This is a genomic window from Rhizobium herbae (assembly GCF_017873135.1).
Lineage (GTDB): Bacteria > Pseudomonadota > Alphaproteobacteria > Rhizobiales > Rhizobiaceae > Pararhizobium > Pararhizobium herbae.
In genome coordinates, this window is record NZ_JAGGJV010000002.1 from 76305 (window position 1) to 102309 (window position 26005).

Below are 26005 nucleotides of genomic sequence, written 5' to 3' on the forward strand. Positions count from 1 at the left end.
CCCATCATGAGCAAGCAACCTCTGAACTCCGAAGAAATCCAGCGCTATGCGCGGCATATCATCCTGCCGGAGATCGGCGGGGCCGGCCAGCAGGCGTTGAAGGCGGCGCGCGTGCTGGTGATCGGTGCCGGCGGCCTCGGTGCACCGGTGCTGCAATATCTCGCTGCCGCCGGGATCGGTACGCTCGGTATCGTCGATGACGACACGGTCTCCCTGTCGAACCTGCAGCGGCAGGTCATCCACGGTACGCCGGATATCGGCAGAACCAAGGCTGATAGCGCCGCCGAGGCTATTGAAAGGATCAACCCGCATGTCGATGTGATCCGCCACGCCGAGCGACTGAATGCTGCCAATGCCGAGGCGCTCTTTCACGGCTACGGCATCATTGTCGACGGCTCGGACAATTTTGAAACCCGCTACCTCGCGGCCGATACCGCCGAGCGGATGGAGATTACGCTGGTGACCGCCGCCGTCGGCCGCTTCGATGGTTCGCTCACTGTTCTCCAACCGTGGAAGATGGCGGCCGATGGGCGCCAGAATCCGCGCTATCGCGATCTCTTTCCATCCGCCCCGCCCCCCGGCGTGGTTCCTTCCTGCGCCGAGGCCGGTATCGTCGGAGCGCTTACCGGCGTGCTCGGTACATTGCAGGCTATGGAGGTCGTGAAAGTCATCACCGGGGCAGGCGAGCCCCTGGTCGGCCGTCTCCTGATGTACGACGGGCTGGCGGCCCGGTTCGAGACGATAAAATATCGCCGCAAAGGGGCGTCCGATGAACCTGCTGCCGATCGATGAAAAGTTCGAGGACTGGGATGACCTTCTGGCGCTCATCCTCGCCTCGTTCGCCTATATGCATCCGCGCATCGATCCGCCGTCGTCCGCCCTGCGGCTGACGCTTCAGTCGCTGAAGGAAAAGGCGAGGGTCGAGAAGGCCTATGCGGCTGTCGACAATGGGCGGTTGCTCGGCTGTGTTTTCTGCAAGCCCGAGCCGCCCGATTGCCTCTATATCGGCAAGCTTGCCGTCGCTCCGGACGCGCAGGGCAAGGGCGTTGGGCGCATATTGTTGCAGGCGGCCGAGGACCATGCCGTCGAATGCGGCTTCTCCGGCCTTCGCCTCGAAACGAGGATCGAGCTGGAAGAAAACCACCATGTCTTTTCCAGGTGGGGGTTTGTCCGGACCGCCGAGGCGGCCCATCCCGGCTTCACGCGCCCGACCTTCGTCGAGATGCGCAAGTCGCTGTAGTTAATCCCTACCCGGCAGCACCCGGTCCGGCGGACGGTGTCCGTCGAAGAAGGTGCGGATGTTGATCACCACCTTGTCGCCCATGTCGATACGGCCCTCGAGTGTCGCCGAGCTCATGTGCGGCAACAGAACGACCTTTCCCTCGCTGGCAAGCTTCACGAGCTTCGGGTTCACCGCAGGTTCGTTCTCGAACACGTCGAGCCCGGCGCCGGCGATCTTGCCTTCCCGCAGACATTTGATCAGTGCAGCCTCGTCGACGATGCCGCCGCGCGCCGTATTGACGATGTAGCTGGTCGGCTGCATCAGCGCGAGCCGGCGTGCAGAGAGCAGATGATAGGTGGCCGGTGTCGAAGGGCAGTTGACGGAAACGATGTCGACGCGGGCGAGCATCTGGTCGAGGCTGTCCCAGTAGGTCGCCTCCAGTTTTTCCTCGGTCTCGGTGCTGACGCGGTGGCGGTTGTGATAGTGGATCGAAAGACCGAAGGCCTTGGCGCGGCGGGCGACGGCTGTGCCGATCCGGCCCATGCCGACAATGCCGATGCGCTTGCCGGAAATCCGGCGCCCGAGCATCCAGGTCGGAGACCAGCCGGCCCATTCCTCTTTTCTGTCGGTGAGGATTCGTGCCCCTTCGGTCAGGCGGCGTGGCACGGCCAGAATGAGCGCGAGCGTCATGTCGGCCGTATCTTCCGTCAGCACGTTCGGCGTGTTGGTGACGGTGATGCCGCGCCGTGCGGCGGCATCGATGTCGATGTGGTCGACGCCGTTTGAAAAGCTTGCGATCAGTTTCAGCTGCGGTCCGGCCTGCTCGATCAGTGCCGCGTCGATCCGGTCGGTCAGGGTCGGGACGAGGACGTCCGCCCGCTTGACCGCCGCCACCAGTTCCGGCTGCGTGCGCGGCGTGTCGTCGATATTCAGTTCGGCATCGAACAGTTCGCGCATGCGCGTCTCGACGACATCAGGCAGTTTGCGGGTGATGTAGACCTTGGGTTTTTTCTTCGCGGTCATTGCTGCCTGCTTCGCCTTGTTGACGGGTTTTTAACCAAGATGAGTGATCGTTCTCCCTGCAGTTCCATTTTCTACCAGACCCGGTGTGGAAGACAAACAAAACTCTAGATGTTCCCAGACGATTTGCTTGTCTTCGCTGGGGCCGGTCAGAGATTTAACTGCAAGCTTCTGAATCTTTTTGGAAAATGGATTTCGTCATGCGTCAGTTCCTTTCCAGGCTCGCTTTCGTCGCCGCAGCCGCCCTGTCTCTCGCCGCGTTTGACGCGGCGCCGGCTTTTGCCCAGGCGGCGAAGGGCGCAAGCGGGTTGCCGCTGCCGCGTTTTGTCAGCCTCAAATCCAAGAGCGTCAATCTGCGCGTCGGCCCGAGCGTCGATTATGCTGTCGCCTGGCGTTATCTGAAGGCGGGCGTCCCGGTCGAAATTACCCAGGAATATGACAACTGGCGCAAGATCCGCGATGCCGACGGCACCGAGGGTTGGGTCAATCAGGCGCTGCTGTCGGGTGACCGCACGGCGGTTGCCGCGCCGTGGATGCGCGGCAAGGGCGCGGGCATCTTCGTCAATATGCGCCGTGACCCGCAATCGGGTGGCGCCATTATCGCGCGGATAGAGCCGGGCGTCGTCGTCCATGTCGGCGAATGCAACGGCGAATGGTGCCGCGCCGAGGCGCAGGGCACGGACGGCTGGATTTCCCAGGGCGAAATCTGGGGCGCCTATCCGGGCGAAGCCTTCAAGTAAGTTTTTCGTCAAGCCGGCGATCAGAGAAGACCGGCTTCCTTCGCCGCCGCCGATAACGAGATCATCGGGCGCGGTCCGACCTGCTCGATCACGATGCCGGCCGCCAGGCTGCCGAGCTTGCCGCAGTCGGCAAGCGTCCTGCCCGTCGTGTACCCATGCAGGAATCCGGCGGCATAGAGATCGCCGGCGCCGGTGGTATCGACCACGCGTTTGACCGTCGTCGCATCGACCGTCACCCGCTCGTCGCCCTTGACGATAATCGAGCCGTCTTCGCTCAGCGTCACCGCGGCGAGCTTGCAATCCCTGGCGATCATCGACAGCGCCTGTTCGAAGTCTTCCGTCTCGTACAGCGCCAGGGCCTCGGCGCGGTTGGCGAAAACGATGTCGACGGTGCCGGAGCGCATCAGGTCGAGGAATTCCGCGCGGTAGCGATGGACGCAGAAACTGTCGGAGAGCGTCATCGCCACTTCGCGGCCGTTTTCATGGGCGATGCGGGCGCATTCGCGGATCGCGTCCTTGGCAAGCGGCGGATCCCAGAGATAGCCTTCGAAATAGGTAACGGCCGCCTCCGCGACCACCGCCGGCTCGACGTCCTCCGGGCCAAGCTCGACGCAGGCGCCGAGATAGGTGTTCATCGAGCGCTCGCCGTCATCGGTGACGAAGATCATCGAGCGGGCGGTCGGCGGATGGGTTTCCAGCGGCTTCGTCTCGAAATGCACGCCCTGCGCCCGGATGTCGTGGGTGAAGATCTCGCCGAGCTGATCATTGGCGACCTTGCCGAAATAGGCGGCCTTGCCGCCGAGGCTGGCAACGCCCGCCGCCGTGTTGCCGGCGCTGCCGCCGGAAGCCTCGAGAGCTGGTCCCATGCGCGAATAGAGCAGTTCGGCGCGGTCGGCGTCGATCAGGTTCATCGCGCTCTTGATGATGCCGTTGTGGACAAGAAACGCGTCGTCGCAGCGCGCAATGATATCCACAATGGCATTGCCGATCGTGAGAACGTCGAATTTTGTCATCCGGAACCGCCTGGAATGTTTGTGTCAGCCGGTGTCCGGTAATAGCGGATTTCCGGCACTTTGGAAGGGAAAAGAGAAAAAGAACGGTTTTGGACAGATTTCGCTTGAAATAGGGAATGATCATTTCCTATATCAAGCGAATGGAAATCGAAGCCGATACTCTGCCGGAACCGAGAACACGTGGCCGCCCCCGCGAGTTCGATATCGATCTGGCGCTTGACCGGGCCATCGAAGTGTTTTCCACGCGCGGTTATCATGGCACGGCGATCAGCGACCTCAGTGAGGCAATGCAACTGACGCCCGGCAGCATCTACAAGGCCTTCAAGGACAAGCGCGGCATATTGCTCGCCGCGTTCGATCGTTACCGGGTGTTGCGGAGCCGAAAGCTGAAAGCAGCAATCGATCCGCATGTCGTGGGGCGGGACAAGGTTCAGGCGGCGCTGCGATTTTACGCGGAGGCCGCGCACGGCACGCTCGGACAGCGTGGCTGCCTCGTCGTTACGACTGCCACGGAACTGGCCGTCTCCGATCCCGTTGTTGGGGAGCGTGTGGCCCTCGCGCACGCGACAAATGAGGCGGTGATGAACGACTGCATCCTGCTCGGCCAGTCAGACGGATCGATTCCCGCTGGCATCAATGCTGCCGATACGGCCCGAGCATTGCTATGCCTGCTGCAGGGCATGCGTGTCCTCGGCAAAACAGGCCGAAGCCACGCGCAGATGATCGCGGTTGCCGATGCGGCGATGAAACTTCTCGATTGAGACCTGACAATTTTAAGAAACCTGCATTCGGAGACGACCGTGACCAGCATCGCAATACTCGATGAACTTGATTCCGAGCCCAAGAAAATGTCGGCGGCGATGACGTTCCTTCTGGCCGCCGCCTGCGGACTGATCGCGGCCAACCTCTACTACGCGCAGCCCTTGATCGGGCCGATCAGCACGTCGCTCGGCCTGTCCCCGGGGGCGGCCGGGCTCATCGTCACTCTGACGCAGATCGGCTATGGGCTGGGTCTGCTGTTCATCGTCCCGCTCGGCGATCTCTTCGAAAATCGCAAGCTGATCCTCGCGGTCATGGGGCTTGGAACGCTTGCCGTCGTCGGTGCTGGCCTCGCCTCGACGCCGCTGCCGTTTCTGGCCTCGGCGTTCTTCATCGGGCTCGGTTCGGTGGCGATCCAGATCATCGTGCCCTATGCGGCGCATATGGCACCGGAAGCGCATCGCGGCCAGGCCGTCGGCAATGTCATGAGCGGGTTGATGGTCGGTATCATGCTGGCGCGTCCGGCTTCCAGCTTCATCGCCGAATTCCTGCCCTGGCACATGGTGTTCTTCATCTCGGCCGTGGTCCTCGTCATTCTGGCTCTGGTTCTCGCCCGCGCCCTGCCGCCGCGTATTCCGCAGACGGGTTTGAGCTATGGCGGGCTGCTGGCCTCGATGGGCCGGCTGGTGGTGACGACACCGATCCTGCGCCGTCGTTCGCTCTATCAAGCCTGCATGTTCGCCGCTTTCAGCCTGTTCTGGACAACCACGCCGCTTCTGCTTTCGGGGCCGGAATTCGGCCTGTCGCAGGGGCAGATCGCGCTGTTCGCGCTGGCAGGGGCCGCCGGTGCCATCGCCGCGCCGATCGGCGGGCGTCTTGCAGATCGTGGCTGGAGCTATCTGGCGACGCGATTGGCAATGATCTCCGTCGCCGTCGCCTTCCTCATCACCCATATTGCACCAACCGGATCGCTGTTGGCGCTTGGTCTTCTCACCTTTGCCGCGATCCTGCTGGATTTCGGCGTGACGACCAATCTGGTACTCGGCCAGCGCGCCATCTTCGTCCTTGGCGCCGAATATCGAAGCCGTCTGAATGGCCTCTATATGGCGACCTTCTTCGCCGGTGGCGCGCTCGGCTCGGCGCTCGGCGGCTGGCTTTATGCGGAAGGCGGCTGGTGGGCGGCCTCGATGCTGGGCCTCGCGCTCCCGGCCTGTGCGCTTCTCTATTCGCTGACGGAGCGCAGGCCGGTCAAAAGCTGAGGAATCAGGCGGGCAGCACCGACGCATCAAACTGTGCGGCGTATTCCGCAGTCGGCGGGATAGGCTTGATCACGTCGATCAGTACGCCGTTTGGGTCGGCAGTGATGAAATGCCGCTGACCGAAATCCTCGTCGCGCAGCGTTCTCAGGATCGGCAGACCTGCTGCCTGAAACTCTGCATAAAGGGCGTCCGGGTCCTCGACCTCGAAATTCAGAAGCAACCCGGAAACGGTTCCGTGCCCGCTTTGCGGAATGGTGTGGTGATTGCCGTCCAGAACAGCCAACGTAACGCGTTCGTCCAGCGTCGATTGGAGGTGCACATACCAGTCGCTGCTGAACAGCGCCTCGAAGCGAAGATGCCGCTTGTAGAAATCAATGGTTACCTGGACATCGCCGGTCATGATGACGGGATAGTAGCTGGTGATTTTCATGGCTTTCTTCTCCTTCAAAATCCACATACAATCTGTTTGTATCTTCAATTAACATACATACAGATTGTATGTAAAGGTGGAAAATTGCGACGCAGCAACAGCGAGCGGACGGAAACCATGAGGGGCGCATTGATCCGTGCGGCACGCGGCCTATTCATCGAAAAAGGCTATGCGGATACCGCCACGCCGGAAATCGTCAACGCTGCCGGTGTGACGCGTGGGGCTCTCTATCATCATTTCGTGGACAAGAAGGCGCTCTTTGCTGCCGTTATCGCCGACGAGGCGAGGAAGGTGAGTGAAGAAATCGAAAGCGCTTCGGCGGCCTCGGCGACAGCGCGCGACGCCATTCTCGACGGCACGCGCGCCTATTTCGATGCCCTGGCTGTGCCCGGGCGTACGCGCCTGCTCCTGCTGGATGGGCCTGCCGTTCTGGGATCAGACGCCATGCGCGAGCTGGATGAGGAATATTCGGAAGCCAGCCTCAAGGCGGGCCTGAGGGAACTCTTCGCCGCCAGCGGCAAGGCGCCGGACCTACTGGATGTTTTTACCGACCTTCTCGCCGCAGCGTTCGACCGGGCGGCACTTGCCATCGAGGCTGGTGCCAGCCGCCAGGACTACGAAAGGGCGATCGCCGTGCTGATTGACGGCATATCCGTCAAATGACTTGTGCCGGCAACTCGACCAGGGGCGCAGGGATCTCATTGGTCTTTTCCGCCGCCTTGCAGATATCGGCGATGACGCAACGTTCGCATTCCGGCTTGCGCGCCTTGCAGCAATAGCGCCCGTGCAGGATCAGCCAATGGTGCGCATGGTAGAGATAGTGGTCCGGGATGATCCGCATCAGCTGGCTTTCGACCTCGTCCGGGGTTTTCCCCGGGGCCAGACAGAGCCGGTTGGCTATGCGGAAGATGTGGGTGTCCACCGCCATGGTCGCTTGTCCGAAAGCCATCGAGAGAACGACATTGGCGGTTTTGCGGCCGACCCCCGGCAGGGTGATCAACTCTTCGCGCGTCCTCGGCACCTCGCCGCCGTATTCGGCAATCAGCTTTTCACTGAGCGCAATGACGTTCTTTGCCTTGTTGCGGTAGAGCCCGATGGTCTTGATATAGTCGCGAACCCGCTCTTCACCCAGCGCCACCATCTTTTCCGGCGTATCGGCAATGGCAAACAGCGCCCGCGTCGCCTTGTTGACGCCAGCATCCGTCGCCTGCGCCGACAGCGCCACCGCAACAACCAGCGTGAACGGGTTGACGTGTTCCAACTCGCCCTTGGGTTCCGGACGCTGGATCGAGAAGCGCCGGAAAATCTCCTCGATTTCCGCCTTGTTATAGACGGTCTTCAGCCTGCTCCCGGCGCGGCCGGTTGTCGCGGTTTTCGCTTTCGCCGGCTTGATGGATGATTCTGGCTTCACGTTTTTCATGATGCATCTATAGTCAATCGTCATGAACGATGGCAACGCCGAGATAACGACGGAAGAGCAGCCGGTTTTCGCCGCCGAGTTGACGCCCTATCGCTCGCTCGGCCTCAAGGGCTTCAAGGTCCTTCTGTTGATCGCCGGACTGATGAGCCTCGTTCACATCTTCGTCTTCGTCATCATCGGCGCCTGGCCGATCGTCTTCTTCTTCGGACTGGATTTCCTGCTGCTGTTTGGCGCTTTCTGGCTGAATTACCGCTCCGCTCGCGCTCGCGAGGAAGTGAGCGTCTCGCGTACCGATGTCTCGGTGCGCAAGTTCACGCCGGCGGGCAAAATGACTGAGCATCACTTCAACACCTTCTGGGCACGGTTCAATATTTTCCGCCACGAGGAGATCGGAATCGTTTCCATGCAGATCAGCGACCGGCGGCGCGCGACCGATATCGGCTCGTTCCTCAACCGTGACGACCGGGAAACGTTCGCGACCGCCTTTTCCTGCGCTCTGGCAACGGTGAAGCGCCGATAGGGCAAGAATCGGGTGGCGAATGCCGGCCCCGAGTGATTATCTCTTATCCTCAAGGAGATACGATCATGGACATCAAGACATCGGTTCCCACCGACATAACGCCGCACGGCAGCGACTACGAGACCGTCAGCCGAGTCGTTGAACTGTTGACCGAGACCTATCGCGATCAGCCGTCTCTCGAAAGCATCGCCGGTGATCTCGGCCAGTCGCCGACGCAATTGCAGAAGACGTTTACGCGCTGGGCGGGTCTGTCGCCGAAGGCGTTCCTGCAGGCTGTGACGCTGGATCACGCCAAGCGCCTGCTGCGCCAGGAAGAGTTGCCACTGCTCGAAACCAGCTTCGAACTCGGTCTATCAGGCCCCTCGCGGCTGCACGACCTTTTCGTCACCCACGAGGCAATGTCGCCCGGCGAATGGAAACTGCGCGGCGGCGGACTGACCATCCGCTATGGTTTTCATCCGTGTCCGTTCGGCGTGGCGCTGGTGATGATCACGGATCGCGGCCTTGCCGGCCTCGCTTTCAATGATGCCGGCGACGAAAAGGCCAGCTTCGAGGACATGGCCGGCCGCTGGCCAAACGCTCGGTTTATCGAAGACAGCGCGGCGACGGCCAGATATGCCGCCCGTATTTTCGATGCCAGGGAGTGGAGCGCCGAAGAACCGTTGCGCGTGGTGCTGATCGGATCCGACTTCCAGATCCGCGTCTGGGAATCGCTCCTGAAAATCCCGATGGGAAAGGCTGTTACCTATTCCGATATCGCCTGCGATATCGGTCAGCCGACTGCCTCACGCGCCGTTGGCGCCGCCGTCGGCCGCAACCCGATCTCGTTCGTGGTTCCCTGCCATCGCGCTCTCGGCAAGAGCGGCGCGCTCACCGGCTATCATTGGGGTCTCACCCGCAAACGGGCCATGCTCGGCTGGGAAGCGGGAAAGGTCTGACACGGAAAGGGCCGCTCACGCGGCCCAAATCGTTACGAGACACAGTGGCGGGTGTTCAGTGCGCGCCCGACATGTCGCCGAGGACTTCCTTGGAAGCGACGGTTGAATCCGCGTTGAGCTTGTAGACCATCGGCACGCCCGTCGCGAGATTGAGGGCAAGAATCTGTTCCTTGGTCAAACGATCGAGCACCATGACCAGCGAGCGCAGCGAATTGCCATGGGCTGCGACAAGAACATTCTCGCCCCTGAGAACACGCGGCAGGATCTCGGTCAGATAGTACGGCCAGACGCGCGCGCCGGTATCGCGCAGGCTTTCGCCGCCCGGCGGCGGAACGTCGTAGGACCGGCGCCAGATATGCACCTGCTCCTCGCCCCATTTGGCCCGGGCATCGTCCTTGTTGAGCCCGGACAGATCGCCGTAGTCGCGCTCGTTCAGCGCCTGGTCCTTGATGGTTTCGAGGTCCGGCTGGCCGATATTGTCGAGGATGAGCTTGAGCGTGTGCTGCGCGCGCGTCAGCACCGAGGTGAAGGCGATGTCGTACTTGATGCCGTAATCGGCCAGCGCCTTGCCGCCGGCATTGGCTTCCTCGATGCCGAGTGCCGTCAGGTCGGGATCCTTCCAGCCGGTAAACAGGTTCTTCAGGTTCCAGTCGCTCTGGCCGTGACGCACAAGGACGAGGGTGCCGCTCATATGTATTCCTCCGGGGAGTTTAAGGTTCAGGACAGCCCGAGCACGTCGAGCATGGAATAGAAGCCGGGTTTCTGGTTGCGCGCCCACAGTGCCGCGGTGACGGCGCCGCGCGCAAAGATCGCGCGGTCGGTGGCCGAGTGGGACAGCGTCACCTGCTCGCCTTCGCCAGCGAGAATGACGGAATGTTCGCCGATCACCGAGCCGCCGCGCAGCGTGGCAAAACCGATCGTGCCTGCGACGCGCGCGCCGGTATGGCCGTCGCGCACCCGCACGGAATGTTCGGCAAGGCCGATATCGCGGCCCTTGGCAGCGGCTCCGCCGAGAAGCAGTGCCGTCCCGGAAGGCGCGTCCACCTTGTGTTTATGGTGCATTTCGAGGATCTCGATGTCCCAGTTTTCCGGGCCAAGCGCGCGCGCAGCCTGCTCGGTGAGAACGCCGAGAAGATTGACGCCGAGGCTCATATTGCCGGATTTGACGATGCGGGCATGCCGGGCGGCGGCATTGAATTTCGCTTCATCGTCCGCTGAGCAGCCGGTGGTCCCGATGACATGGACGATGCGGGCCTGCGCGGCGAGGCCGGAAAATTCCACGGACGCGGCGGGCGAGGTGAAGTCGAGTACGCCTTCGGCCTCGACAAACGCTTCGAGCGGCTTGTCGGTGATGGTCACACCGGTCGGTCCGAGGCCAGCGATCTCACCCGCGTCGCGGCCGATGAAGGCGGAGCCCGGCCGTTCGACGGCGGCAAAGAGAGTGGCGCCCGGCACGGCATTGATGGTGCGGATCAGCGTCTGGCCCATCCGGCCGGCGGCGCCCACCACAACGAGTTTCATGTCCGTCCCGCTCATGCCTGCCTCAATTCCCGTCAAATCAGAATATCGGCTTCCGCCGTTGGTTGCGCAGCCGCATTGCCTTGCAGATTGTGCAGGCGAGCGTAAAGGCCGTCACTGCGCTGCGCAAGCGCCTCATGCGTGCCTTCCTCGACCACCAGTCCGTCCTTCATGACGATGATCTTGTCGGCATTGACCACGGTCGACAGGCGATGGGCGATGACGACCACGGTGCGGCCGCTCATGGCATGATCGAGTGCCTTCTGCACGGCTGCCTCGGATTCGGTGTCCAGCGCCGAGGTCGCCTCGTCGAGCAGCAGGATCGGCGCGTTGCGGACCAGTGCGCGGGCGATCGACAGCCGCTGGCGCTGGCCCCCGGACAGGGTCACGCCGTTTTCACCGACCGACGTGTCATATCCCTGTGGCTGCATCAGGATGAAGTCATGGGCATAGGCGAGCTTGGCGGCTTCCTCGACCTCGACATCCGTTGCTTCCGGGCGACCGTAGCGAATGTTGTCGCGGATCGAACCTTCGAAGAGATATGGCTGCTGCGAAACATAGGCGAGCCCGTTGCGAAGCGACTGCTTGGTGACATGAGCGATGTCCTGCCCATCGATCAGGATTTCGCCGCCGGAAGGATCGTAGAACCGCGGAATGAGGCTGATGACCGTCGACTTTCCGGCGCCGGAGGGGCCGACCAACGCGGTCGTCTTGCCGCCTTCGGCAGTAAAGCTGACCCCCTTGAGAATATCGTCGCCCTGCGCATAGCTGAAGCGCACGTTCCTGAATTCGATCGTGGCTGGCCCCGGCGCCAGATCGCGGGCGTCCGGCAGATCTCGCTGATGCGGCACCGTATCGAGGATTTCGTAGATCATCCGTGCATTGACGACGGCGCGCTCGAGCGAAACCTGCAGTCTGGCAAGTCGCCGGGCCGGATCATAGGCCATCAACAACGCCGTCACGAAGGCGAAAAAGGCGCCCGGCTGCACGTTGCCGTAAATCGACCGGAAGGCGGCATAGGCCAGCACGCTGGAAATTGCGAAACCGGCGAAGGTTTCGGTCATGGGCGCGGTGCGTTCACTGAGGCGGGCAATACGGTTGGCGCGGTTTTCGGCCCGGTCGATGATCGTCTCGACCTTGGTTTTGAGCTGTTTTTCCATCGTGAATGCCTTGACGATGGTGATGCCCTGGATGGTTTCCTGCATGGCGCCGAGTACATGACTGTTGATCTCGACCGATTCGCGCGTCGCCTGCCTGAGCCGGCGCGAAATGTAGCGAAGACCGATCAAGAGGGGTGGCGCGATGACGAAGACGATCACCGTCAGCAGCCAGTCCTTGCCGATCATCACGCCGATCAGCGCGATGAGTGTCAGGAAGTCACGGGCCAACGACGTCACCGTCATGTTCAGCACATCGCGGATGCCGGAAACGTTCTGGCTGATCTGGGCAGAGATGCGGGCGGACCGGGTATCGCTGAAATAGCCGACGCTCAGCGCCATCAGGTGCGAATAGAGTCGGCGCTGATAGCTGGCGACGATATTGTTGCCGATCTTGGACAGCGCCACGGCCTGGCCATAGGTGGCAAAACCACGCACCACGAAGGCCAGAAAGATCGCGCCGCAGATATAGAGAACGATGTCGGCCCGCTTGTTGGCAAAGGCCTCGTTCACCACCGATTCCATGATCCAGGCGGTAAAGGCCGTGGTGCCGGCGACAACGACGAGGCAGGCGATGGCAAAAGCGTAACCACGCAAGTGCGCGCGCCCGTTTTCGGCAATAACGCGCTTCAGAACGCTGGTGATTGTCTCGCGATCGACAGACGGCAGCTTTGTCTTGGCTTGTTTCAAGCTGGTTTCCTTAAAGCCCGGCGCATGCTGGAAAGCGCCCTATTCTCCCGGGCTCTATAATCTCTTGATCCTTCTTTGGCGAGTCTGCCGCGCGGATCGCCGTTCAACTTCTCCAGCGCCGTCCCTCCGTTGCCACACCGAAGCGGGAAGGCGTGCGCGAATAGGCGGCAAGACCGGAAAGTGCCGCGGTTGGGTGGGTGACGACGAAGGTCGGTATCGTTCGCAGCAGCGCCGAGTGTGGCGCTTTGTCTTCGAAGGCCGCGCGGAACTCCGGCTTCTTCAGCGCCGGCAGGATCTTTTGCGAAATGCCGCCGGCCAGGAACACGCCGCCGCGCGCCATGAAGATCATCGCCATGTCGCCGGCCACACGGCCAAGATAGGTGGAAAACAGCGAAACGGTTTCGACCGCCGCCTCGTCGCTGCCGGCAAGCGCGTTGGTCGTCACCGCAGCCGGATCGGCGAGCGTCGGATCCCATGCCTTGGATTCACAGACGGCGCGGTAGATGTTCATGATGCCGCGGCCGCAGAGCAGCTGCTCCGCCGAAATGCGACCTTCGATCGGTTCAAGGAACGGCCAGATCTGATAGTCTCGCTCGGTACGCGGCCCGACATCGATATGTCCACCTTCGCCGGGAACCGGAAACCACGTATGCTGGGCATGGACGAGGCCCGCCACGCCAAGGCCGGTTCCGGGGCCGAGAACGGCACAGGATGCGGATTCGAGAATGGCTCCAGGGCCGATCTGCTCGCGGCCGTCCTCGCCGATCGCGGCAATGGCGAGTGCCTGTGCCTCGAAATCATTGATGATGATGACGTCTTCGAGCGTTAACGCCTTCAACATGTCCTTCGGCTTGATCACCCAACCGGCATTGGTCAAGGGAATTTCGTCCCCCTTCACCGGGCCGGCAACGGCGATGATCGCCGATCTCGGCTGCACCGAAGTCTTGTCAAGAATGCTGGTCTGCAAAGCCTCCTCGATGCTGGCATAACTTGTCGTCGGAATGATCGGAAAGATCTTCGGTTCGGCAAAGGCGTCCAGCAGCAGGGCAAACCGCGCATTGGTTCCGCCGATATCGCCGATCAGGATCGGGAAGGTGAGGCCGCTATCGGTGTCTGTGAGCGTTGGCATGGGCGTTCCGTTGTGATCCTGCGGACTGAAACTTCAGATGAGCTTTATCAGGGATGATTGAAATCGATCAACTGTTCTGCGGTCGCCCGGTTCAGCGCCATCGGAATGTCGTAGACGGTGGCGAGCCGCGTCAATGCCTTGACATCGACGTCATGCGGCATGGCGCTCAGGGGATCGATGAAGAAGATCAGCATATGAACGTCGCCGGTGGCAATCATCGCGCCGATCTGCTGGTCGCCGCCAAGTGGACCGCTTTTCAGCCGGATGACGTTGAGGCTCGGACAGGCTTCCTGTACCCGGCCTCCGGTCGTGCCGGTGGCAACGATCTTCCAGCCGGCAAAGACGGTTTCGTTGGCCTGCGCGAACGCGGCCATGTCGTCTTTTTTCTGGTCGTGCGCAATCAGCGCCACGCATTTCGGATTGGCCATCGCAGATCTCCCCGCATCACGCCGACCAATGACGGTCTCGAATTAAATCGATTTGAATTCCTGTACAGCACAGTTCGGCGGATGAAAAGCGCCGAAAAGACATGGCGCTCTTCATCCTATTGCAGGACGGGGCGGGAGCGAGGGATCGGAATGGCGTTGTCCGGCAGGTCGGTGCTTCCGGCCGTAATCGCTTGCTGGATCGCCGCATCACCGGATTGCGGCTGTGGCGCGACATAGGCGGTGCCGAAGGTCGCCGATTGTTCCGAGGCAGCCGGCGCGGCTAGTACCGCGGCGCAGGCTTTCGGCAGGTCGGCAAGGGTGATGAATCTCGGCTTCACCGGTTTTGCGTCGGGTTTCGGCTTGGCCCACGGCTCCTTGGTAAACCACCAGGCAAGCGACTTATCGCACCCGTCGCCGCTTGCAACCGGCGCCTGCGCCTTGCAGCTCGGCGTACCTGGCGGGCAGAACATGCGAATGTGGAAATGCTCGTCGTGGCCGTAGACCGGGCGCACCTTGCCGAGCAGGTCGCGGTCGCCGGTCCATGTCTCGCAAAGCTTCTTCTTGATCGCCGGATTGACGAAAACGCGCTCCACCTGCGGGTAGCTTGCCGCCTGCATCACGAGTTTCGCGTGGGTCGGTGTCCAGCGCGTTGAATTCACCGTCAAGAACTTGCTTTTGTCGAGCATCGAGGTGAACGGCAGATCCTCGCGCGCCTGCGCTGACAGCGGCTGTGCGGGCTTTGGCGTGAACCAGATATCCGCGTCGAGCCCGATCTGATGGGATGCATGCCCGGTGATCATCGGTCCGCCCCGGGGCTGGGAAATATCACCGATCAAGATACCCGAACCCCAGCCAAGCTGAGCGGCATCCTGCGAGAACTTCTCAAGAAACGCGATCATCGCGGGATTGCCCCAGCGGCGGTTTCGCGACAGTCGCATCGCCTGCCAGGTCGGCCCGTCCGTCGGGATCGCCACGGCGCCGGCCATGCAGCCTTTGGCGTAAAAGCCGATCGGACTCGGAGCGGAATTGCTCGGCAACTGCACCTTGCCGAAAATCTGCTTGGCGGGTGTGTCGTCAGCCGATGCTGCATTGCTCGCGACAAAGCTCAGACCGATCAGCGCAGCCAGCGTGATCGATCCCAGATGCCGAGTAAAGCCCGTCTTCATCCGTATCATTCCCCGTCCATTTCCCGACAATGCATGGCGATCCGCGCTTAAGCGATGTCCAACTGCGATTCGCCTCGTCGATACTGACGCATCGTCTTTGTGTCAGCCTTGCGGACACACGACCGTGATCCAAAAAAAATGCCCGATTTGAGGCGGCTTCTGTCAATTGCCCGGATTTTGCCTATTCTGTCGTGCAAGCAAGGAAAAAAGGAAAACTGCATGGGGCGAATTGGCATGAATTTCAGACGCGCACTGGCTTTGGCAGCAATCATCTTCCTGGCAAATGGACCCGTGGTGGCTCAGGAGCCGGTTTGGCACGGCGGCATTTCCACGATTGGCGAACTGAAACACAAGGACGGCTTTGCCCGCTTCGATTATGTCAATCCGGATGCGCCCAAGGGTGGCGAGCTGAAGCTCTCCGAAACCGGGACCTACGACACGTTCAACCCGATCCTTTCCAAGGGTGAGGCGGCGGCTGGCGTCACGTCGCTCGTCTTCGATACACTCTTGAAATCCGCCGAAGACGAGGTCACCGCGTCCTACGGGCTGCTCGCCGAAGGCGTGTCCTATCCCGACGACTTTTCCTCCGCGACGTTCCGGCTGCGGGCTGCAGCGAAATGGGCGGACGGCAAGCCGGTGACGCCGGAGGACGTCATCTTCTCCTTCGACATGTCGAAGGAACACAATCCTCTTCTCTCCAACTATTACCGCCATGTGGTCTCGGCTGAAAAGACCGGCGATCGCGACGTCACCTTCCGCTTCGACGAGAAGAACAATCGCGAGCTGCCGAACATTCTCGGCCAGTTTCCGATCGTGCCGAAGCACTGGTGGGAAGGCCAGGATGCGAAGGGCAACAAGCGTGATATCAGCCGCACCACGCTGGAACCGGTCATGGGCTCCGGGCCATACAAAATCGCCTCCTTCCAGGCCGGCAGTTCGATCCGCTTCGAATTGCGGGACGACTATTGGGGCAAGGACGTCAACGTGAACGTCGGCCAGAACAATTTCGGCGCGATCACGTACACGTTCTTCGCCGACAAGACCGTGGAGTTCGAGGCCGTCCGCGCCGGCGATGTCGATTTCTACAGGGACAATAGCGCCAGCCATTGGGCGACGGCCTATGACTTCCCGGCCGCGAAGGATGGCCGGGTGATTCGCGCGGAGATCGAGAACCCGCTGCGTGCCACCGGCATCATGCAGGCCTTCGTGCCGAACCTGCGTCGCGAAAAATTCAAGGATCAGAAGGTGCGCGAGGCGCTCAACTACGCCTTCGATTTCGAGGACCTGAACCGCACGCTTGCCTATAACGCCTATCAGCGCGTTGATAGTTACTTCTGGAATACTGAGCTTGCCTCCTCCGGCCTTCCCGAGGGGCGTGAAAAGGAAATCCTGGAAGCGCTGAAGGACAAGGTCCCCGCTGACGTCTTCACCAAACCCTACACCAACCCCGTCAACGGCGATCCGCAGAAGGTGCGCGGGAACCTGCGCACGGCGCTCGCGCTCTTCAAGGAGGCCGGCTACGAGCTCAAGGGAAGCCAGCTGGTGAACACGAAGACCGGCGAACCTTTCGGCTTCGAGATACTTCTGTCCAGCCCGTCCTTCGAGCGCACGGTCTCGCCTTTCGTCAACAGTGTAAAGAAGATCGGCATCGATGCCCGGATGCGCACCGTCGATGACTCGCAATATACCAATCGCGTCCGGAGCTTCGACTATGACATGATCTACGGCATCTGGGCGCAGACGCTGGTGCCCGGCAATGAGCAGAGCGACTACTGGGGCTCTGCCTCGGTCGATCGGCAGGGCTCGAAGAACTATGCGGGCATTGCCGATCCGGCGATCGACGAACTCATCCGCAAGATCGTCTTCGCGCCGAACCGGGAGGAACTGGTGGCGACCACAAGGGCGCTCGACCGCGTGCTGCTGGCGCATCACTATGTCGTGCCTCTGTTTTATTCCAAGGCTATGCGCGTCGCCTACTGGAATCGCCTGACCCATCCGACGGACTTGCCCTATTACGGCATGGGATTCCCGGATGTCTGGTGGTCGAAGCCTGCCGGGACCCCATGAAAGCCTTGCACACGGCTCATCATGTACTCCAAATGCACATATGCGAATCAGTTTGGGCGTTTTGGTCGGTTTGGCCGGGGCGCTTTGAGGGAGACGAACGGATTGACTGAAAACAGGTGGCAGGCCGCGTGCGGATCGGATCGTGTTGCTGGAAACGGCGGCAGACGGGAGCAGCGCTGATGGGTGCCTATATCCTGCGGCGTCTTCTGCTGATGATCCCGACGATCGTCGGGATCATGGCCATCTCCTTCGCCGTCATCCAGTTCGCGCCCGGCGGACCCGTCGAGCAGGTGATTTCCGATCTGACAGGCCAGCAGGGCGGAGACCGGTTGTCCGGGAGCAGTGGTGATCTCGGGCAGTCTTTCTCTGACGATTCCTCTGGCAGGTATCGGGGCGCACAGGGCCTCGATCCGGAATTCATCAAGAAGCTGGAAAAGCAGTTCGGCTTCGACAAGCCGCCGCTCGAGCGTTTCGGCCAGATGATGTGGAACTATATCCGCTTCGATTTCGGCGAGAGCTTCTTCCGCAACACCTCGGTCATCGACCTGATCCTCGACAAGATGCCGGTGTCGATCTCGCTGGGTCTGTGGATCCTGTTGTTTTCCTATGCGATTTCCATTCCGCTCGGTATCAAGAAGGCCATGTCCGACGGCTCGACCTTCGACGTCTGGACGTCAGGCGTGATCATCGTTGGCTATGCGGTGCCGGGCTTTCTGTTCGGCATCCTTTTGATCGTGCTATTTGCCGGCGGTTCGTTCTTCGACTGGTTCCCCTTGCGCGGCATCGTCTCGGATAATTTCGCGCAGTTGAACTGGTGGCAGAAGATCCTCGACTATTTCTGGCACATGACATTGCCGCTGATCACGCTTTTGATGTCTGCCTTTGCCACGACGACACTGCTCACCAAGAATTCCTTCATCGACGAAATCAAGAAGCAGTATGTGACGACCGCGCGGGCCAAGGGGCTGAACGAGCGCCGGGTTCTCTACGGTCACGTCTTCCGCAATGCCATGTTGATCATCATCGCCGGCTTCCCCGGCGCGTTTATCACCGCCTTCTTCACAGGCTCGCTTTTGACCGAATATATCTTCTCGCTCGATGGTCTTGGCCGCCTCGGTTATGACGCCGTGGTCAAGCGGGACTATCCGATCGTCTTTGCAACGCTGTACATCTTCTCGCTGATGGGCCTGTTCGTCGGCCTGCTGTCTGACCTCGTCTATACCTGGGTCGATCCGCGCATCGATTTTGACAGGAGGGACGTCTGATGGCTGCTGACATCGTCTCCGCCGATCCAACCTTGCTTGCCGGCCGCACGGGCCGCCTGTCGCCGGTCAACCGGCGCCGCTGGGACAACTTCAAGGCCAATCGTCGTGGCTTCTGGTCGTTCTGGATATTCCTCGTCCTGTTCGGTCTCAGCCTCGGTGCCGAGTTCATCGCCAATGACAAGCCGATCCTGGTGTCCTACAAGGGCGAATTGCTGGTGCCTGCGTTGGTTCAATATCCTGAGAAGAAATTCCTGGGCGAAGAGCTGGGTTTTCTGGCCGTGACCGACTACAGTTCGCTGGAGGTTTCCAACGAAATCAACGCCAACGGCTGGATGATCTGGCCGCCGATCCGCTATTCCTACCAGACGGCCAACTCCTATATTCCGCACTCGGCGCCGACCAAGCCGTTTTGGCTGATGGACAAGGCCGAGCGCTGCTCCGGCTATCCGCAGGGAGAAGCCGACCCGGGCTGCACCCTCGGCAATCTCAACTGGCTCGGCACCGATGATCAGGCAAGAGACGTCGCGGCGCGGATGATCTACGGTTTCCGGATTTCTGTCCTGTTCGGACTTATCCTGACCATCGCATCCGCCATCGTCGGCGTCACCGCCGGAGCCGTTCAGGGTTATTTCGGCGGCTGGACGGATCTGCTCTTGCAGCGCTTCATCGAAATCTGGTCGTCGATGCCGGTGCTTTACATTCTGCTGATTATCGCCGCCATCCTGCCGCCCGGCTTCTTCATCCTGCTCGGCATCATGCTGCTCTTCTCCTGGGTCGGTTTCGTCGGCATCGTCCGGGCCGAGTTTTTGCGCGCCCGCAATTTCGAATATGTCCGCGCCGCCCGCGCGCTCGGCGTCAACAACCGAACGATCATGTTCCGCCACCTGCTTCCCAATGCGATGGTGGCGACGCTGACCTTCCTGCCGTTCATTCTCTCCGGATCGATCACCACGCTAACCTCGCTCGATTTTCTCGGTTTCGGCATGCCGCCCGGCTCGCCATCGCTCGGTGAATTGATCAGCCAGGGGAAGTCCAATCTACAAGCCCCCTGGCTCGGATTCACCGCCTTCGCGGTCATGTCCATCATGCTGTCGCTGCTGATCTTCATCGGTGAAGCGACACGCGATGCCTTCGACCCGAGAAAGACGTTCCGGTGAGCACAACGATGACAGACACTCTCCTCTCCGTGCGCAATCTCTCGGTCGCCTTCCATCAGGGCGGCAGGACGTCGACCGCGGTGGATGATATTTCCTTCGACATCAAGCGCGGCGAAGTCGTCGCGCTGGTCGGTGAATCCGGCTCGGGAAAGTCCGTGTCGGCCAATTCGATCCTCAAGCTTTTGCCTTACCCGGCAGCGAGCCATCCGGGCGGCGAGATCGTCTTCAATGGCAAGGACCTGATGACGGCCTCGGATGCCGAACTGCGCAATGTGCGCGGCAACGACATCACGATGATCTTCCAGGAGCCGATGACGTCGCTCAACCCACTGCATTCGATCGAGCGGCAGATCGCCGAAATCCTCGATCTGCATCAGGGTATCAAGGGCCTTGCAGCCCGGACCCGCGTGCTGGAGCTGCTGAACCAGGTCGGCATCCGCGAGCCGGAAAAACGACTTGCCGCCTATCCGCACGAACTGTCCGGTGGCCAGCGCCAGCGCGTCATGATCGCCATGGCGCTTGCCAACCGGCCGGAACTGCTGATCGCCGACGAGCCGACCACCGCGCTCGACGTGACGGTGCAAGCGCAGATCCTGGAGCTGTTGAAGAAGCTCAAGGATGAGCACGGCATGTCGATGCTGTTCATCACCCACGATCTCGGCATCGTCCGAAAGATCGCCGACCGGGTCTGTGTGATGACCAAGGGCAAGATCGTCGAAACCGGCCCGACCGCGGAAATTTTCGCCAATCCACAGCACGCCTATACCCGCCATCTGCTCGCCTCCGAGCCCAAGGGCGTGCCGCCCCTCTCGGATACGTCGAAGCCGGTGGTGATGCAGGCAGAAGGCATGAAGGTCTGGTTCCCGATCAAGGCAGGCTTCCTGCGCAAGGTTGTCGACCACGTAAAGGCTGTCGACGGTATCGACCTGACGCTGCGCGCCGGTCAGACGCTCGGCGTCGTCGGCGAATCCGGTTCCGGCAAGACGACGCTCGGCCTGGCGCTGACACGCCTGATTTCCTCGAAGGGCCGCATCAGTTTCATCGGCAACGAGATAGCCGGATATTCGTTCACGCAGATGCGTCCCTTGCGCAACCGCATGCAGATCGTCTTTCAGGATCCATTCGGTTCGCTCAGCCCGCGCATGGCCGTCAGCGACATTATCGCCGAGGGACTGAAAGTGCATGAACCGGGCCTCTCCGAAAAGGAGCGAGATGCGCGCGTAGCCGGAGTTCTGGAGGAGGTTGGTCTCGATGCCGCGACCCGCTGGCGGTATCCGCACGAGTTTTCCGGCGGCCAGCGCCAGCGCATCGCCATTGCCCGCGCCATGGTGCTGAAGCCGCAATTCGTCATGCTCGATGAGCCGACCTCAGCGCTCGATATGAGCGTGCAGGCGCAGGTGGTCGATCTGCTGCGTGACCTGCAGGCCAAGCATTCTTTGGCCTATCTCTTCATCAGCCATGACCTCAAGGTCGTCCGGGCCCTTGCCAACGACATGATCGTCATGCGTCTTGGCAAGGTCGTCGAGCAGGGACCCTCGGAGCGCATCTTCACAGCACCCCAGGAAGACTATACCAAGGCACTGATGGCCGCTGCGTTCGACATGAAAGCGGTCGATGTGCCCGCTATTCGTCAATAGAGTTCCATCCCCATGCTTTCGAAAAGCCCTGTCATCGTCGATCTGAAATTCATCCCGCGGGAAGTGGAGGACGGCCTGAAGGGTGCGTTCCCCGGCCGCGACGTTTTCAATCTCGCCGACCCCGCTCACAAGGGCCGCGATCTCTCCGGCATTGATTATGCCGTCGTCTGGAAATCCGATCCGGACCTGTTTTCGCGCGCGCCGGATCTGAAGGTGGTCTTCTCCGGCGGCGCCGGGGTCGATCACGTTCTGACACTTCCCGGCCTGCCGGACGTGCCGCTGGTCCGCTTCGTCGATCGTAGCCTGACAACGCGGATGAGCGAATGGGTGGTGATGAACTGCCTTATGCATCTGCGCCAGCACCGCGCCTACGAGGGGCGGGCGAAGGCCCATGTCTGGGAAGACCTGAGCCAGCCGGAAGCGGCCGATATCACCGTCGGCGTCATGGGGCTCGGCGTTCTCGGACAGGATGCCATCCGTAAGCTGGGTATCATGGGTTTCAAGACCATCGGCTGGTCGCGCTCGAAAAAGGCGATCGATGGTATCGAGACCTTTGCCGGCAATGAACTGGATACGTTCCTGTCTAAAACCGATTTCCTCGTCGGTCTCTTGCCCTTGACGGCAGAAACCAAAGCGATCTTTAACGCCCGGCTGTTTTCAAAGCTCAGCCGCAAGGGGCCATTCGGTGCTCCCGTCTTCATCAACGGCGGCCGTGGCGGCAGCCAGGTCGAGGCGGACATAATCACTGCGCTGGAATCCGGCGTCCTCGGCGGTGCCTCGCTCGACGTGTTCGAACAGGAGCCGTTGGATGGCAACAGTCCCTTCTGGGACATGGACAACGTCTACCTCACACCGCATGTGGCGGCATCTTCGGACGTCAAGGCGCTCTTTGTGCATGCGGAGCAACAGATGATCCGTTTCGAAAGTGGGTTGCCGCTGGAGCATCTGGTGGATCGCAAAGCCGGCTATTGATCAGGGCCGGCGATAGCCCGTCGGCTGGTCGTAGAGCCAGCCGATGCGCTTGATCGCATCTTCCAGTCCTTCACGCGAAACGCTCATCGTATGGCCATTGGCATGCAGCAATGTCTTGTCGTCTTCCATGATCGCCACATGACCCTTCCAGAAGACCAGATCGCCGCGGCGGAGATCGTCGTGGCTGATCTCGGTGCCGAGGCCCTTGGCCTGCATGTCCGTATCGCGCGGCGCGCTCCTGCCGGTCATCATCATCGACAGCTGCACGAGGCCGGAGCAGTCGATGCCGAAACCCGAGCGCCCGCCCCAGAGATAGGGGGTTTCCAGGAACCGTGCGGCAATCGAGACATAGTCGCCGGACAGCGGCGCCCCGGCCTCAGCGCAGTGGTTGGCGATGATCGCCTGTCCGCCTTCCAAAAGGAAATAGCGGGTGCCGCGTGTATCACGCTCGTCGATGACGGCAATGCGGTTGCCCATCGACAATGCCTGCACGGTTGGAAACCTCAGATCGGGTTCCGAATAGACGAAGGTTCGCGGCGCGGTAACGATATGAGTCAGGCTGCGGACCACAGGCGAGATAGCGTAGTCAGGAACATAGCCGACATAGCCGTCGAAATCGGCCTTGACCCAGGCCCAGCCGCCGCTGGTATCAAGAACATGGACGGTCTCTCCGAGCAGCAGCTCTGTATCTGTACCGCATTCGAGTTCCGGTCTCGCCCGCAGTTGCACCACAGGAACGCAGATCAGCCCCGGCGAGCCGCTGACATAATTGCTTGCCTCGACGACGCCGCGCAGGCGTTCCTCGGCAAGATCGGTGCGATAGGCGTTCAGCCGGCGGTCGGGAAGATCAGACATGTATCCTCAGATAGACAGTTTGCGTCCCTGATCAATGATCAGATCGCCAAGTTTTTCAAGATAAAGCGCACCCTCGACCGTGCGTTTGATGATCACATTGCGCTTGTCGCGGTCGTCGCGGGTGCGGGTCACGAGCCCGAGATCGCCCATCGTATCGAGCGCGCGGGTGATCACCGGCTTGGTCACGCCTAGAATGCCGGCAAGCCCGCGCACCGTATGCGGTGGCGGAATAAGGTAGATATGCAGGAGTATGGAAATCTGCCGGAGTGTCAGGTCGCGATTATCTATCCGCACCTGTTCGAGCGAGACGCCGTGCCAAAGGTTCAGTGCCTGCGAAGCTGATAATTCCACCGGCATTGGACGCCCTCGGTTCAATCAGCCGGTAGTTTAGCGGTTAGACCGTTACGGAACCGTTTCTTTCTGCGCTGTTCGCCCCCACTCTCAAATCTGCTCGACAGCCTTCTCGATCCTCACCAGATGCGCCTGTCTTTGTTTCGCCGTCACCCGGTCCATATCGTGCAGCGAAATCATCCGGAATTTGACATCCTTGGCGCAGAAAGCTGCAATCCCGCGCTTGAGTAGGCGGCGAACCGGATTGCCCATGTAGAGCTTGACGACCCACCAGGGCGAACCTGTTGTCGTCAGTGCCCAGAACAACTTGATGTTGGTCAGGCGTGGAACGATACGCCCGCCGGATTGCTCATGATCGAAGGCGACGCCAGGGGCAAAGACACGGTCGAAGAAGCCCTTGAGGATGGCCGGAAAGTTGAACCACCATTGCGGAAAAACCAGGATCAGCCCTTCCGCTGCCCGCAGTCGCGCGACGATGCCATCCACTGCGGTGGTGTCGTAGGGAATATCGAAATAGCCGCGCCGTTCTGCCTCTGTTAGCCTTGGATCGAAACCTTCCTGGTAGAGATCGAGCAGATCGACGCTGTGGCCGTTCTTTTCAAGCGCGGCCTTTGTCGTCGCCGCGACGCTTGCGGCAAAGCTATCGGCGAGCGGATGTGCAAGGACGATGAGAAGACGCATCCTAAAACAAACTGCCCTGTTTCGGCGGCGGGGCGGTCACCGCAGGCTTTTCGGTGCGTTTCTTCGCCGGCTGTGGCGGCGGCGCTGTACCGCCCTCTGTTGTTAGCGCATTGATCGAGCCGTCTGCGAATTCGATGGCGATTGCCTGGTTCAGCGAAAGGGCTGACGCCGCCTTGACCGGAATTCCCATCTCGTCGCGCACCAGCGCATAGCCACGTTTCAGGACGTTGCGGTAGGAGAGCGACTGAAGGATGCGGTCTTGCGCCATCACCGTGCTGCGCCTCCGCCGGAGGTCTGCCAGAAGCGCAATGTCGGCGCGGCCGGAAAGGCCTGTCAGGCGATCCTGAGACCGGTGAATTTGGCTCAGTAAACGGGCGGGCAAGGTGCGCAAGGTGGCATCGGCCGACGATACCCGCGAGGCGGAGCGTTGCAGCAATCGCTCGACGATGCGTTCGGCGCGGGTAATCTGCTCAGCTAGTTTTTGCCTCCGCTCGGTGATCCTGTTCGACAGAACATCCGGCCGAAGATGCGCAGCTGTACGCTCGAATGTCCGCCGCTTATTGGCCGTGTTCATCTGCAAACCGCGCCCGAGCCCAGCCGATGCCTCGTCGAAACGGCGGCGGGGTAGCGCCAGCAATTGGTCGAGAGAGGGGAGAGCGCGGGTCAGGGCCCGGATGCTTTGTCGTCTGTTGTCCATCTGCCGCGTCACGGCGGATTTTAGCCGGGCGGAAAGCGCCGAGATGTCGGCTTCCAAGTCGGCCTTCACCGGTACGGCCATTTCTGCTGCCCCCGTCGGTGTCGGCGCGCGCTGGTCGCTGGCATAGTCGATCAAGGTCCAGTCGGTCTCATGGCCGACGGCTGAGATCAGCGGGATCTGCGAATTTGCCGCGGCTCGCACCACCGCTTCGTCGTTGAAACTCCAAAGGTCCTCCAGGCTGCCGCCGCCGCGCGCGACAATCAAAATATCCGGTCGGGCGATCGGGCCGTCCGTGGTGAAGGCGTTGAAGCCGTCGATCGCGGCCGCTACCTCATTGCCGGAGCCTTCGCCCTGCACGCGCACGGGCCAGACGATGACATGGACCGGAAACCGGTCGGCTATCCGGTGCAGGATATCGCGAATGACAGCGCCGGTCGGCGAGGTAATGACGCCGATGACTTTCGGCATATAAGGGAGCGGTCGCTTTCGCGCCGCATCGAACAGGCCTTCTGCTCCAAGCTTGCGCTTGCGCTCCTCGATCAGTGCCATCAGCGCGCCGACGCCGGCCGGCTCCAGTGTTTCGATGACGATCTGGTATTTGGAGGATCCGGGAAACGTCGTCACCTTGCCGGTGGCGATCACTTCCATGCCTTCCTCGGGCCGGAATTTCAGTCGGCTCATCGTGCCCTTCCAGATGACCGCGTCGATCCGCGCCTTGTCGTCCTTCAGGGCAAAATAGGCATGTCCCGAGGAATGGGGCCCACGATATCCGGAGATTTCGCCGCGCACCCGTACCTGGTCGAAAGCCTGTTCGACCGTGCGCTTGATGGAACCGGACAGCTCCGAGACCGAATATTCGGCGAGATTGGAGGGCGAATCGGATTCGAAGAACGAGTTCATGAGCTTATTTTGCC

General features: G+C 61.1%; 27 protein-coding genes. 13 read left to right on the forward strand and 14 right to left on the reverse strand.

All coding sequences use genetic code 11. The features are described from left to right. Window positions 1-6: 6 nt before the first annotated feature. Window positions 7-792, forward strand: coding sequence for a molybdopterin-synthase adenylyltransferase MoeB (locus J2Z75_RS05650; RefSeq protein WP_209849022.1), 786 nt, complete (start codon window positions 7-9; stop codon window positions 790-792). Beyond that, window positions 770-1240, forward strand: coding sequence for a GNAT family N-acetyltransferase (locus J2Z75_RS05655; RefSeq protein WP_209849025.1), 471 nt, complete (start codon window positions 770-772; stop codon window positions 1238-1240). Before J2Z75_RS05650 ends, J2Z75_RS05655 begins: the two co-directional genes overlap by 23 nt. Here the strand turns inward: J2Z75_RS05655 and J2Z75_RS05660 are convergent, their stop codons facing one another. Continuing rightward, complete coding sequence (locus J2Z75_RS05660) at window positions 1241-2245, reverse strand: 2-hydroxyacid dehydrogenase (RefSeq protein WP_209849028.1); 1005 nt, start codon at window positions 2243-2245, stop codon at window positions 1241-1243. A 197-nt stretch (window positions 2246-2442) separates the two neighbouring features. Here J2Z75_RS05660 and J2Z75_RS05665 point away from each other — a divergent pair, with 197 nt between their 5' ends. Further along, window positions 2443-2982 carry an SH3 domain-containing protein gene (locus tag J2Z75_RS05665; protein WP_234937192.1) on the forward strand — a complete coding sequence of 180 codons (540 nt, stop codon included), beginning with the start codon at window positions 2443-2445 and terminating at the stop codon, window positions 2980-2982. A 20-nt stretch (window positions 2983-3002) separates the two neighbouring features. Here the strand turns inward: J2Z75_RS05665 and J2Z75_RS05670 are convergent, their stop codons facing one another. Then, entirely contained in the window at window positions 3003-3995 is a 993-nt protein-coding gene (locus J2Z75_RS05670) for an adenosine kinase (RefSeq protein ID WP_209849032.1), read from the reverse strand. Window positions 3996-4111: 116 nt separating this feature from the next. On the opposite strand from J2Z75_RS05670, the gene J2Z75_RS05675 reads away from it, so the two are divergent. Then, window positions 4112-4756 carry a TetR/AcrR family transcriptional regulator gene (locus J2Z75_RS05675; protein WP_234937193.1) on the forward strand — a complete coding sequence of 215 codons (645 nt, stop codon included), beginning with the start codon at window positions 4112-4114 and terminating at the stop codon, window positions 4754-4756. 87 nt (window positions 4757-4843) lie between these two features. Continuing rightward, window positions 4844-6013, forward strand: a complete 1170-nt coding sequence (locus tag J2Z75_RS05680; protein WP_209850618.1) for an MFS transporter — start codon at window positions 4844-4846, stop codon at window positions 6011-6013. A 4-nt stretch (window positions 6014-6017) separates the two neighbouring features. Here the strand turns inward: J2Z75_RS05680 and J2Z75_RS05685 are convergent, their stop codons facing one another. Next, the gene (locus J2Z75_RS05685; protein WP_209849035.1) at window positions 6018-6443 is read right to left on the reverse strand and encodes a VOC family protein; all 426 of its coding nucleotides are present in this window, start codon (window positions 6441-6443) and stop codon (window positions 6018-6020) included. A gap of 117 nt (window positions 6444-6560) precedes the next feature. On the opposite strand from J2Z75_RS05685, the gene J2Z75_RS05690 reads away from it, so the two are divergent. Next, window positions 6561-7106, forward strand: a complete 546-nt coding sequence (locus J2Z75_RS05690) for a TetR/AcrR family transcriptional regulator (protein ID WP_209849039.1) — start codon at window positions 6561-6563, stop codon at window positions 7104-7106. Here the strand turns inward: J2Z75_RS05690 and nth are convergent. Beyond that, window positions 7099-7863, reverse strand: coding sequence for an endonuclease III (gene nth / locus J2Z75_RS05695; protein ID WP_209849042.1), 765 nt, complete (start codon window positions 7861-7863; stop codon window positions 7099-7101). The two genes, J2Z75_RS05690 and nth, sit on opposite strands and share 8 nt — an antisense overlap. A gap of 22 nt (window positions 7864-7885) precedes the next feature. Between nth and J2Z75_RS05700 the strand changes: the two genes are divergently transcribed. Both J2Z75_RS05700 and J2Z75_RS05705 read left to right on the forward strand, forming a co-directional pair. Then, on the forward strand, window positions 7886-8383 hold the full coding sequence (locus J2Z75_RS05700) for a DUF2244 domain-containing protein (protein WP_209849045.1): 498 nt from the start codon (window positions 7886-7888) through the stop codon (window positions 8381-8383). A gap of 65 nt (window positions 8384-8448) precedes the next feature. Further along, complete coding sequence (locus J2Z75_RS05705; protein WP_209849048.1) at window positions 8449-9321, forward strand: methylated-DNA--[protein]-cysteine S-methyltransferase; 873 nt, start codon at window positions 8449-8451, stop codon at window positions 9319-9321. Window positions 9322-9376: 55 nt separating this feature from the next. Here the strand turns inward: J2Z75_RS05705 and J2Z75_RS05710 are convergent, their stop codons facing one another. The 6 genes from J2Z75_RS05710 to mepA form a co-directional block, all read right to left on the reverse strand. Beyond that, on the reverse strand, window positions 9377-10012 hold the full coding sequence (locus tag J2Z75_RS05710) for a 2,3-bisphosphoglycerate-dependent phosphoglycerate mutase (protein ID WP_209849051.1): 636 nt from the start codon (window positions 10010-10012) through the stop codon (window positions 9377-9379). A 26-nt stretch (window positions 10013-10038) separates the two neighbouring features. After that, window positions 10039-10857, reverse strand: coding sequence for a 4-hydroxy-tetrahydrodipicolinate reductase (dapB, locus tag J2Z75_RS05715; protein WP_209849053.1), 819 nt, complete (start codon window positions 10855-10857; stop codon window positions 10039-10041). 17 nt (window positions 10858-10874) lie between these two features. Then, window positions 10875-12686, reverse strand: a complete 1812-nt coding sequence (locus J2Z75_RS05720) for an ABC transporter ATP-binding protein (RefSeq protein WP_209849056.1) — start codon at window positions 12684-12686, stop codon at window positions 10875-10877. Between the two features lie 103 nt (window positions 12687-12789). Beyond that, entirely contained in the window at window positions 12790-13815 is a 1026-nt protein-coding gene (locus J2Z75_RS05725; protein ID WP_209849059.1) for a glucokinase, read from the reverse strand. A 47-nt stretch (window positions 13816-13862) separates the two neighbouring features. Next, window positions 13863-14243, reverse strand: a complete 381-nt coding sequence (locus J2Z75_RS05730) for a methylglyoxal synthase (RefSeq protein ID WP_209849061.1) — start codon at window positions 14241-14243, stop codon at window positions 13863-13865. Window positions 14244-14359: 116 nt separating this feature from the next. Continuing rightward, the gene (mepA, locus tag J2Z75_RS05735) at window positions 14360-15409 is read right to left on the reverse strand and encodes a penicillin-insensitive murein endopeptidase (RefSeq protein ID WP_209849063.1); all 1050 of its coding nucleotides are present in this window, start codon (window positions 15407-15409) and stop codon (window positions 14360-14362) included. Window positions 15410-15643: 234 nt separating this feature from the next. Here mepA and J2Z75_RS05740 point away from each other — a divergent pair, with 234 nt between their 5' ends. From J2Z75_RS05740 to J2Z75_RS05760, 5 genes are all read left to right on the forward strand, one after another. Beyond that, a complete protein-coding gene (locus J2Z75_RS05740; protein ID WP_234937194.1) occupies window positions 15644-17476 on the forward strand; it encodes an extracellular solute-binding protein in 1833 nt (610 codons plus the stop codon). 179 nt (window positions 17477-17655) lie between these two features. Beyond that, window positions 17656-18741 (forward strand): microcin C ABC transporter permease YejB, encoded by a 1086-nt coding sequence (locus J2Z75_RS05745; protein WP_209849067.1) that lies wholly within the window; start codon window positions 17656-17658, stop codon window positions 18739-18741. After that, window positions 18741-19898 carry an ABC transporter permease gene (locus J2Z75_RS05750; RefSeq protein ID WP_209849069.1) on the forward strand — a complete coding sequence of 386 codons (1158 nt, stop codon included), beginning with the start codon at window positions 18741-18743 and terminating at the stop codon, window positions 19896-19898. Before J2Z75_RS05745 ends, J2Z75_RS05750 begins: the two co-directional genes overlap by 1 nt. A gap of 8 nt (window positions 19899-19906) precedes the next feature. Further along, window positions 19907-21535, forward strand: a complete 1629-nt coding sequence (locus J2Z75_RS05755; protein WP_209849071.1) for an ABC transporter ATP-binding protein — start codon at window positions 19907-19909, stop codon at window positions 21533-21535. 12 nt (window positions 21536-21547) lie between these two features. Next, window positions 21548-22507, forward strand: coding sequence for a 2-hydroxyacid dehydrogenase (locus J2Z75_RS05760; RefSeq protein WP_209849076.1), 960 nt, complete (start codon window positions 21548-21550; stop codon window positions 22505-22507). Here J2Z75_RS05760 and J2Z75_RS05765 read toward each other — a convergent pair whose 3' ends face one another. The 4 genes from J2Z75_RS05765 to xseA all read right to left on the reverse strand — a co-directional run bounded on the left by J2Z75_RS05765 (window position 22508) and on the right by xseA (window position 25991). Continuing rightward, the gene (locus tag J2Z75_RS05765; RefSeq protein ID WP_209849079.1) at window positions 22508-23362 is read right to left on the reverse strand and encodes a C40 family peptidase; all 855 of its coding nucleotides are present in this window, start codon (window positions 23360-23362) and stop codon (window positions 22508-22510) included. 6 nt (window positions 23363-23368) lie between these two features. Then, complete coding sequence (locus tag J2Z75_RS05770; protein ID WP_209849082.1) at window positions 23369-23719, reverse strand: MarR family transcriptional regulator; 351 nt, start codon at window positions 23717-23719, stop codon at window positions 23369-23371. Between the two features lie 84 nt (window positions 23720-23803). Next, window positions 23804-24394 (reverse strand): NAD(P)H-dependent oxidoreductase, encoded by a 591-nt coding sequence (locus J2Z75_RS05775; protein WP_209849086.1) that lies wholly within the window; start codon window positions 24392-24394, stop codon window positions 23804-23806. 1 nt (window position 24395) lies between these two features. Further along, window positions 24396-25991: an exodeoxyribonuclease VII large subunit gene (gene xseA, locus J2Z75_RS05780; RefSeq protein WP_209849089.1), complete on the reverse strand. Its 1596-nt coding sequence runs from the start codon at window positions 25989-25991 to the stop codon at window positions 24396-24398. Window positions 25992-26005: the final 14 nt, after the last annotated feature.

Coding starts and splice junctions, on each gene's coding strand:
- J2Z75_RS05750 (WP_209849069.1), top strand. CDS start 18,741: ATGGCTGCTGACATCGTCTCCGCCGATCCAACCTTGCTTGCCGGCCGC.
- mepA (WP_209849063.1), bottom strand. CDS start 15,409: ATGAAGACGGGCTTTACTCGGCATCTGGGATCGATCACGCTGGCTGCG.
- J2Z75_RS05765 (WP_209849079.1), bottom strand. CDS start 23,362: ATGTCTGATCTTCCCGACCGCCGGCTGAACGCCTATCGCACCGATCTT.
- J2Z75_RS05755 (WP_209849071.1), top strand. CDS start 19,907: ATGACAGACACTCTCCTCTCCGTGCGCAATCTCTCGGTCGCCTTCCAT.
- J2Z75_RS05670 (WP_209849032.1), bottom strand. CDS start 3,995: ATGACAAAATTCGACGTTCTCACGATCGGCAATGCCATTGTGGATATC.
- J2Z75_RS05685 (WP_209849035.1), bottom strand. CDS start 6,443: ATGAAAATCACCAGCTACTATCCCGTCATCATGACCGGCGATGTCCAG.
- J2Z75_RS05650 (WP_209849022.1), top strand. CDS start 7: ATGAGCAAGCAACCTCTGAACTCCGAAGAAATCCAGCGCTATGCGCGG.
- J2Z75_RS05705 (WP_209849048.1), top strand. CDS start 8,449: ATGGACATCAAGACATCGGTTCCCACCGACATAACGCCGCACGGCAGC.
- J2Z75_RS05775 (WP_209849086.1), bottom strand. CDS start 24,394: ATGCGTCTTCTCATCGTCCTTGCACATCCGCTCGCCGATAGCTTTGCC.
- J2Z75_RS05655 (WP_209849025.1), top strand. CDS start 770: ATGAACCTGCTGCCGATCGATGAAAAGTTCGAGGACTGGGATGACCTT.
- J2Z75_RS05680 (WP_209850618.1), top strand. CDS start 4,844: ATGTCGGCGGCGATGACGTTCCTTCTGGCCGCCGCCTGCGGACTGATC.
- dapB (WP_209849053.1), bottom strand. CDS start 10,857: ATGAGCGGGACGGACATGAAACTCGTTGTGGTGGGCGCCGCCGGCCGG.
- J2Z75_RS05690 (WP_209849039.1), top strand. CDS start 6,561: ATGAGGGGCGCATTGATCCGTGCGGCACGCGGCCTATTCATCGAAAAA.
- J2Z75_RS05660 (WP_209849028.1), bottom strand. CDS start 2,245: ATGACCGCGAAGAAAAAACCCAAGGTCTACATCACCCGCAAACTGCCT.
- J2Z75_RS05665 (WP_234937192.1), top strand. CDS start 2,443: ATGCGTCAGTTCCTTTCCAGGCTCGCTTTCGTCGCCGCAGCCGCCCTG.
- J2Z75_RS05730 (WP_209849061.1), bottom strand. CDS start 14,243: ATGGCCAATCCGAAATGCGTGGCGCTGATTGCGCACGACCAGAAAAAA.
- J2Z75_RS05740 (WP_234937194.1), top strand. CDS start 15,644: ATGAATTTCAGACGCGCACTGGCTTTGGCAGCAATCATCTTCCTGGCA.
- J2Z75_RS05760 (WP_209849076.1), top strand. CDS start 21,548: ATGCTTTCGAAAAGCCCTGTCATCGTCGATCTGAAATTCATCCCGCGG.
- J2Z75_RS05745 (WP_209849067.1), top strand. CDS start 17,656: ATGGGTGCCTATATCCTGCGGCGTCTTCTGCTGATGATCCCGACGATC.
- J2Z75_RS05725 (WP_209849059.1), bottom strand. CDS start 13,815: ATGCCAACGCTCACAGACACCGATAGCGGCCTCACCTTCCCGATCCTG.
- J2Z75_RS05710 (WP_209849051.1), bottom strand. CDS start 10,012: ATGAGCGGCACCCTCGTCCTTGTGCGTCACGGCCAGAGCGACTGGAAC.
- nth (WP_209849042.1), bottom strand. CDS start 7,863: ATGAAAAACGTGAAGCCAGAATCATCCATCAAGCCGGCGAAAGCGAAA.
- J2Z75_RS05770 (WP_209849082.1), bottom strand. CDS start 23,719: ATGCCGGTGGAATTATCAGCTTCGCAGGCACTGAACCTTTGGCACGGC.
- J2Z75_RS05700 (WP_209849045.1), top strand. CDS start 7,886: ATGAACGATGGCAACGCCGAGATAACGACGGAAGAGCAGCCGGTTTTC.
- J2Z75_RS05675 (WP_234937193.1), top strand. CDS start 4,112: ATGATCATTTCCTATATCAAGCGAATGGAAATCGAAGCCGATACTCTG.
- xseA (WP_209849089.1), bottom strand. CDS start 25,991: ATGAACTCGTTCTTCGAATCCGATTCGCCCTCCAATCTCGCCGAATAT.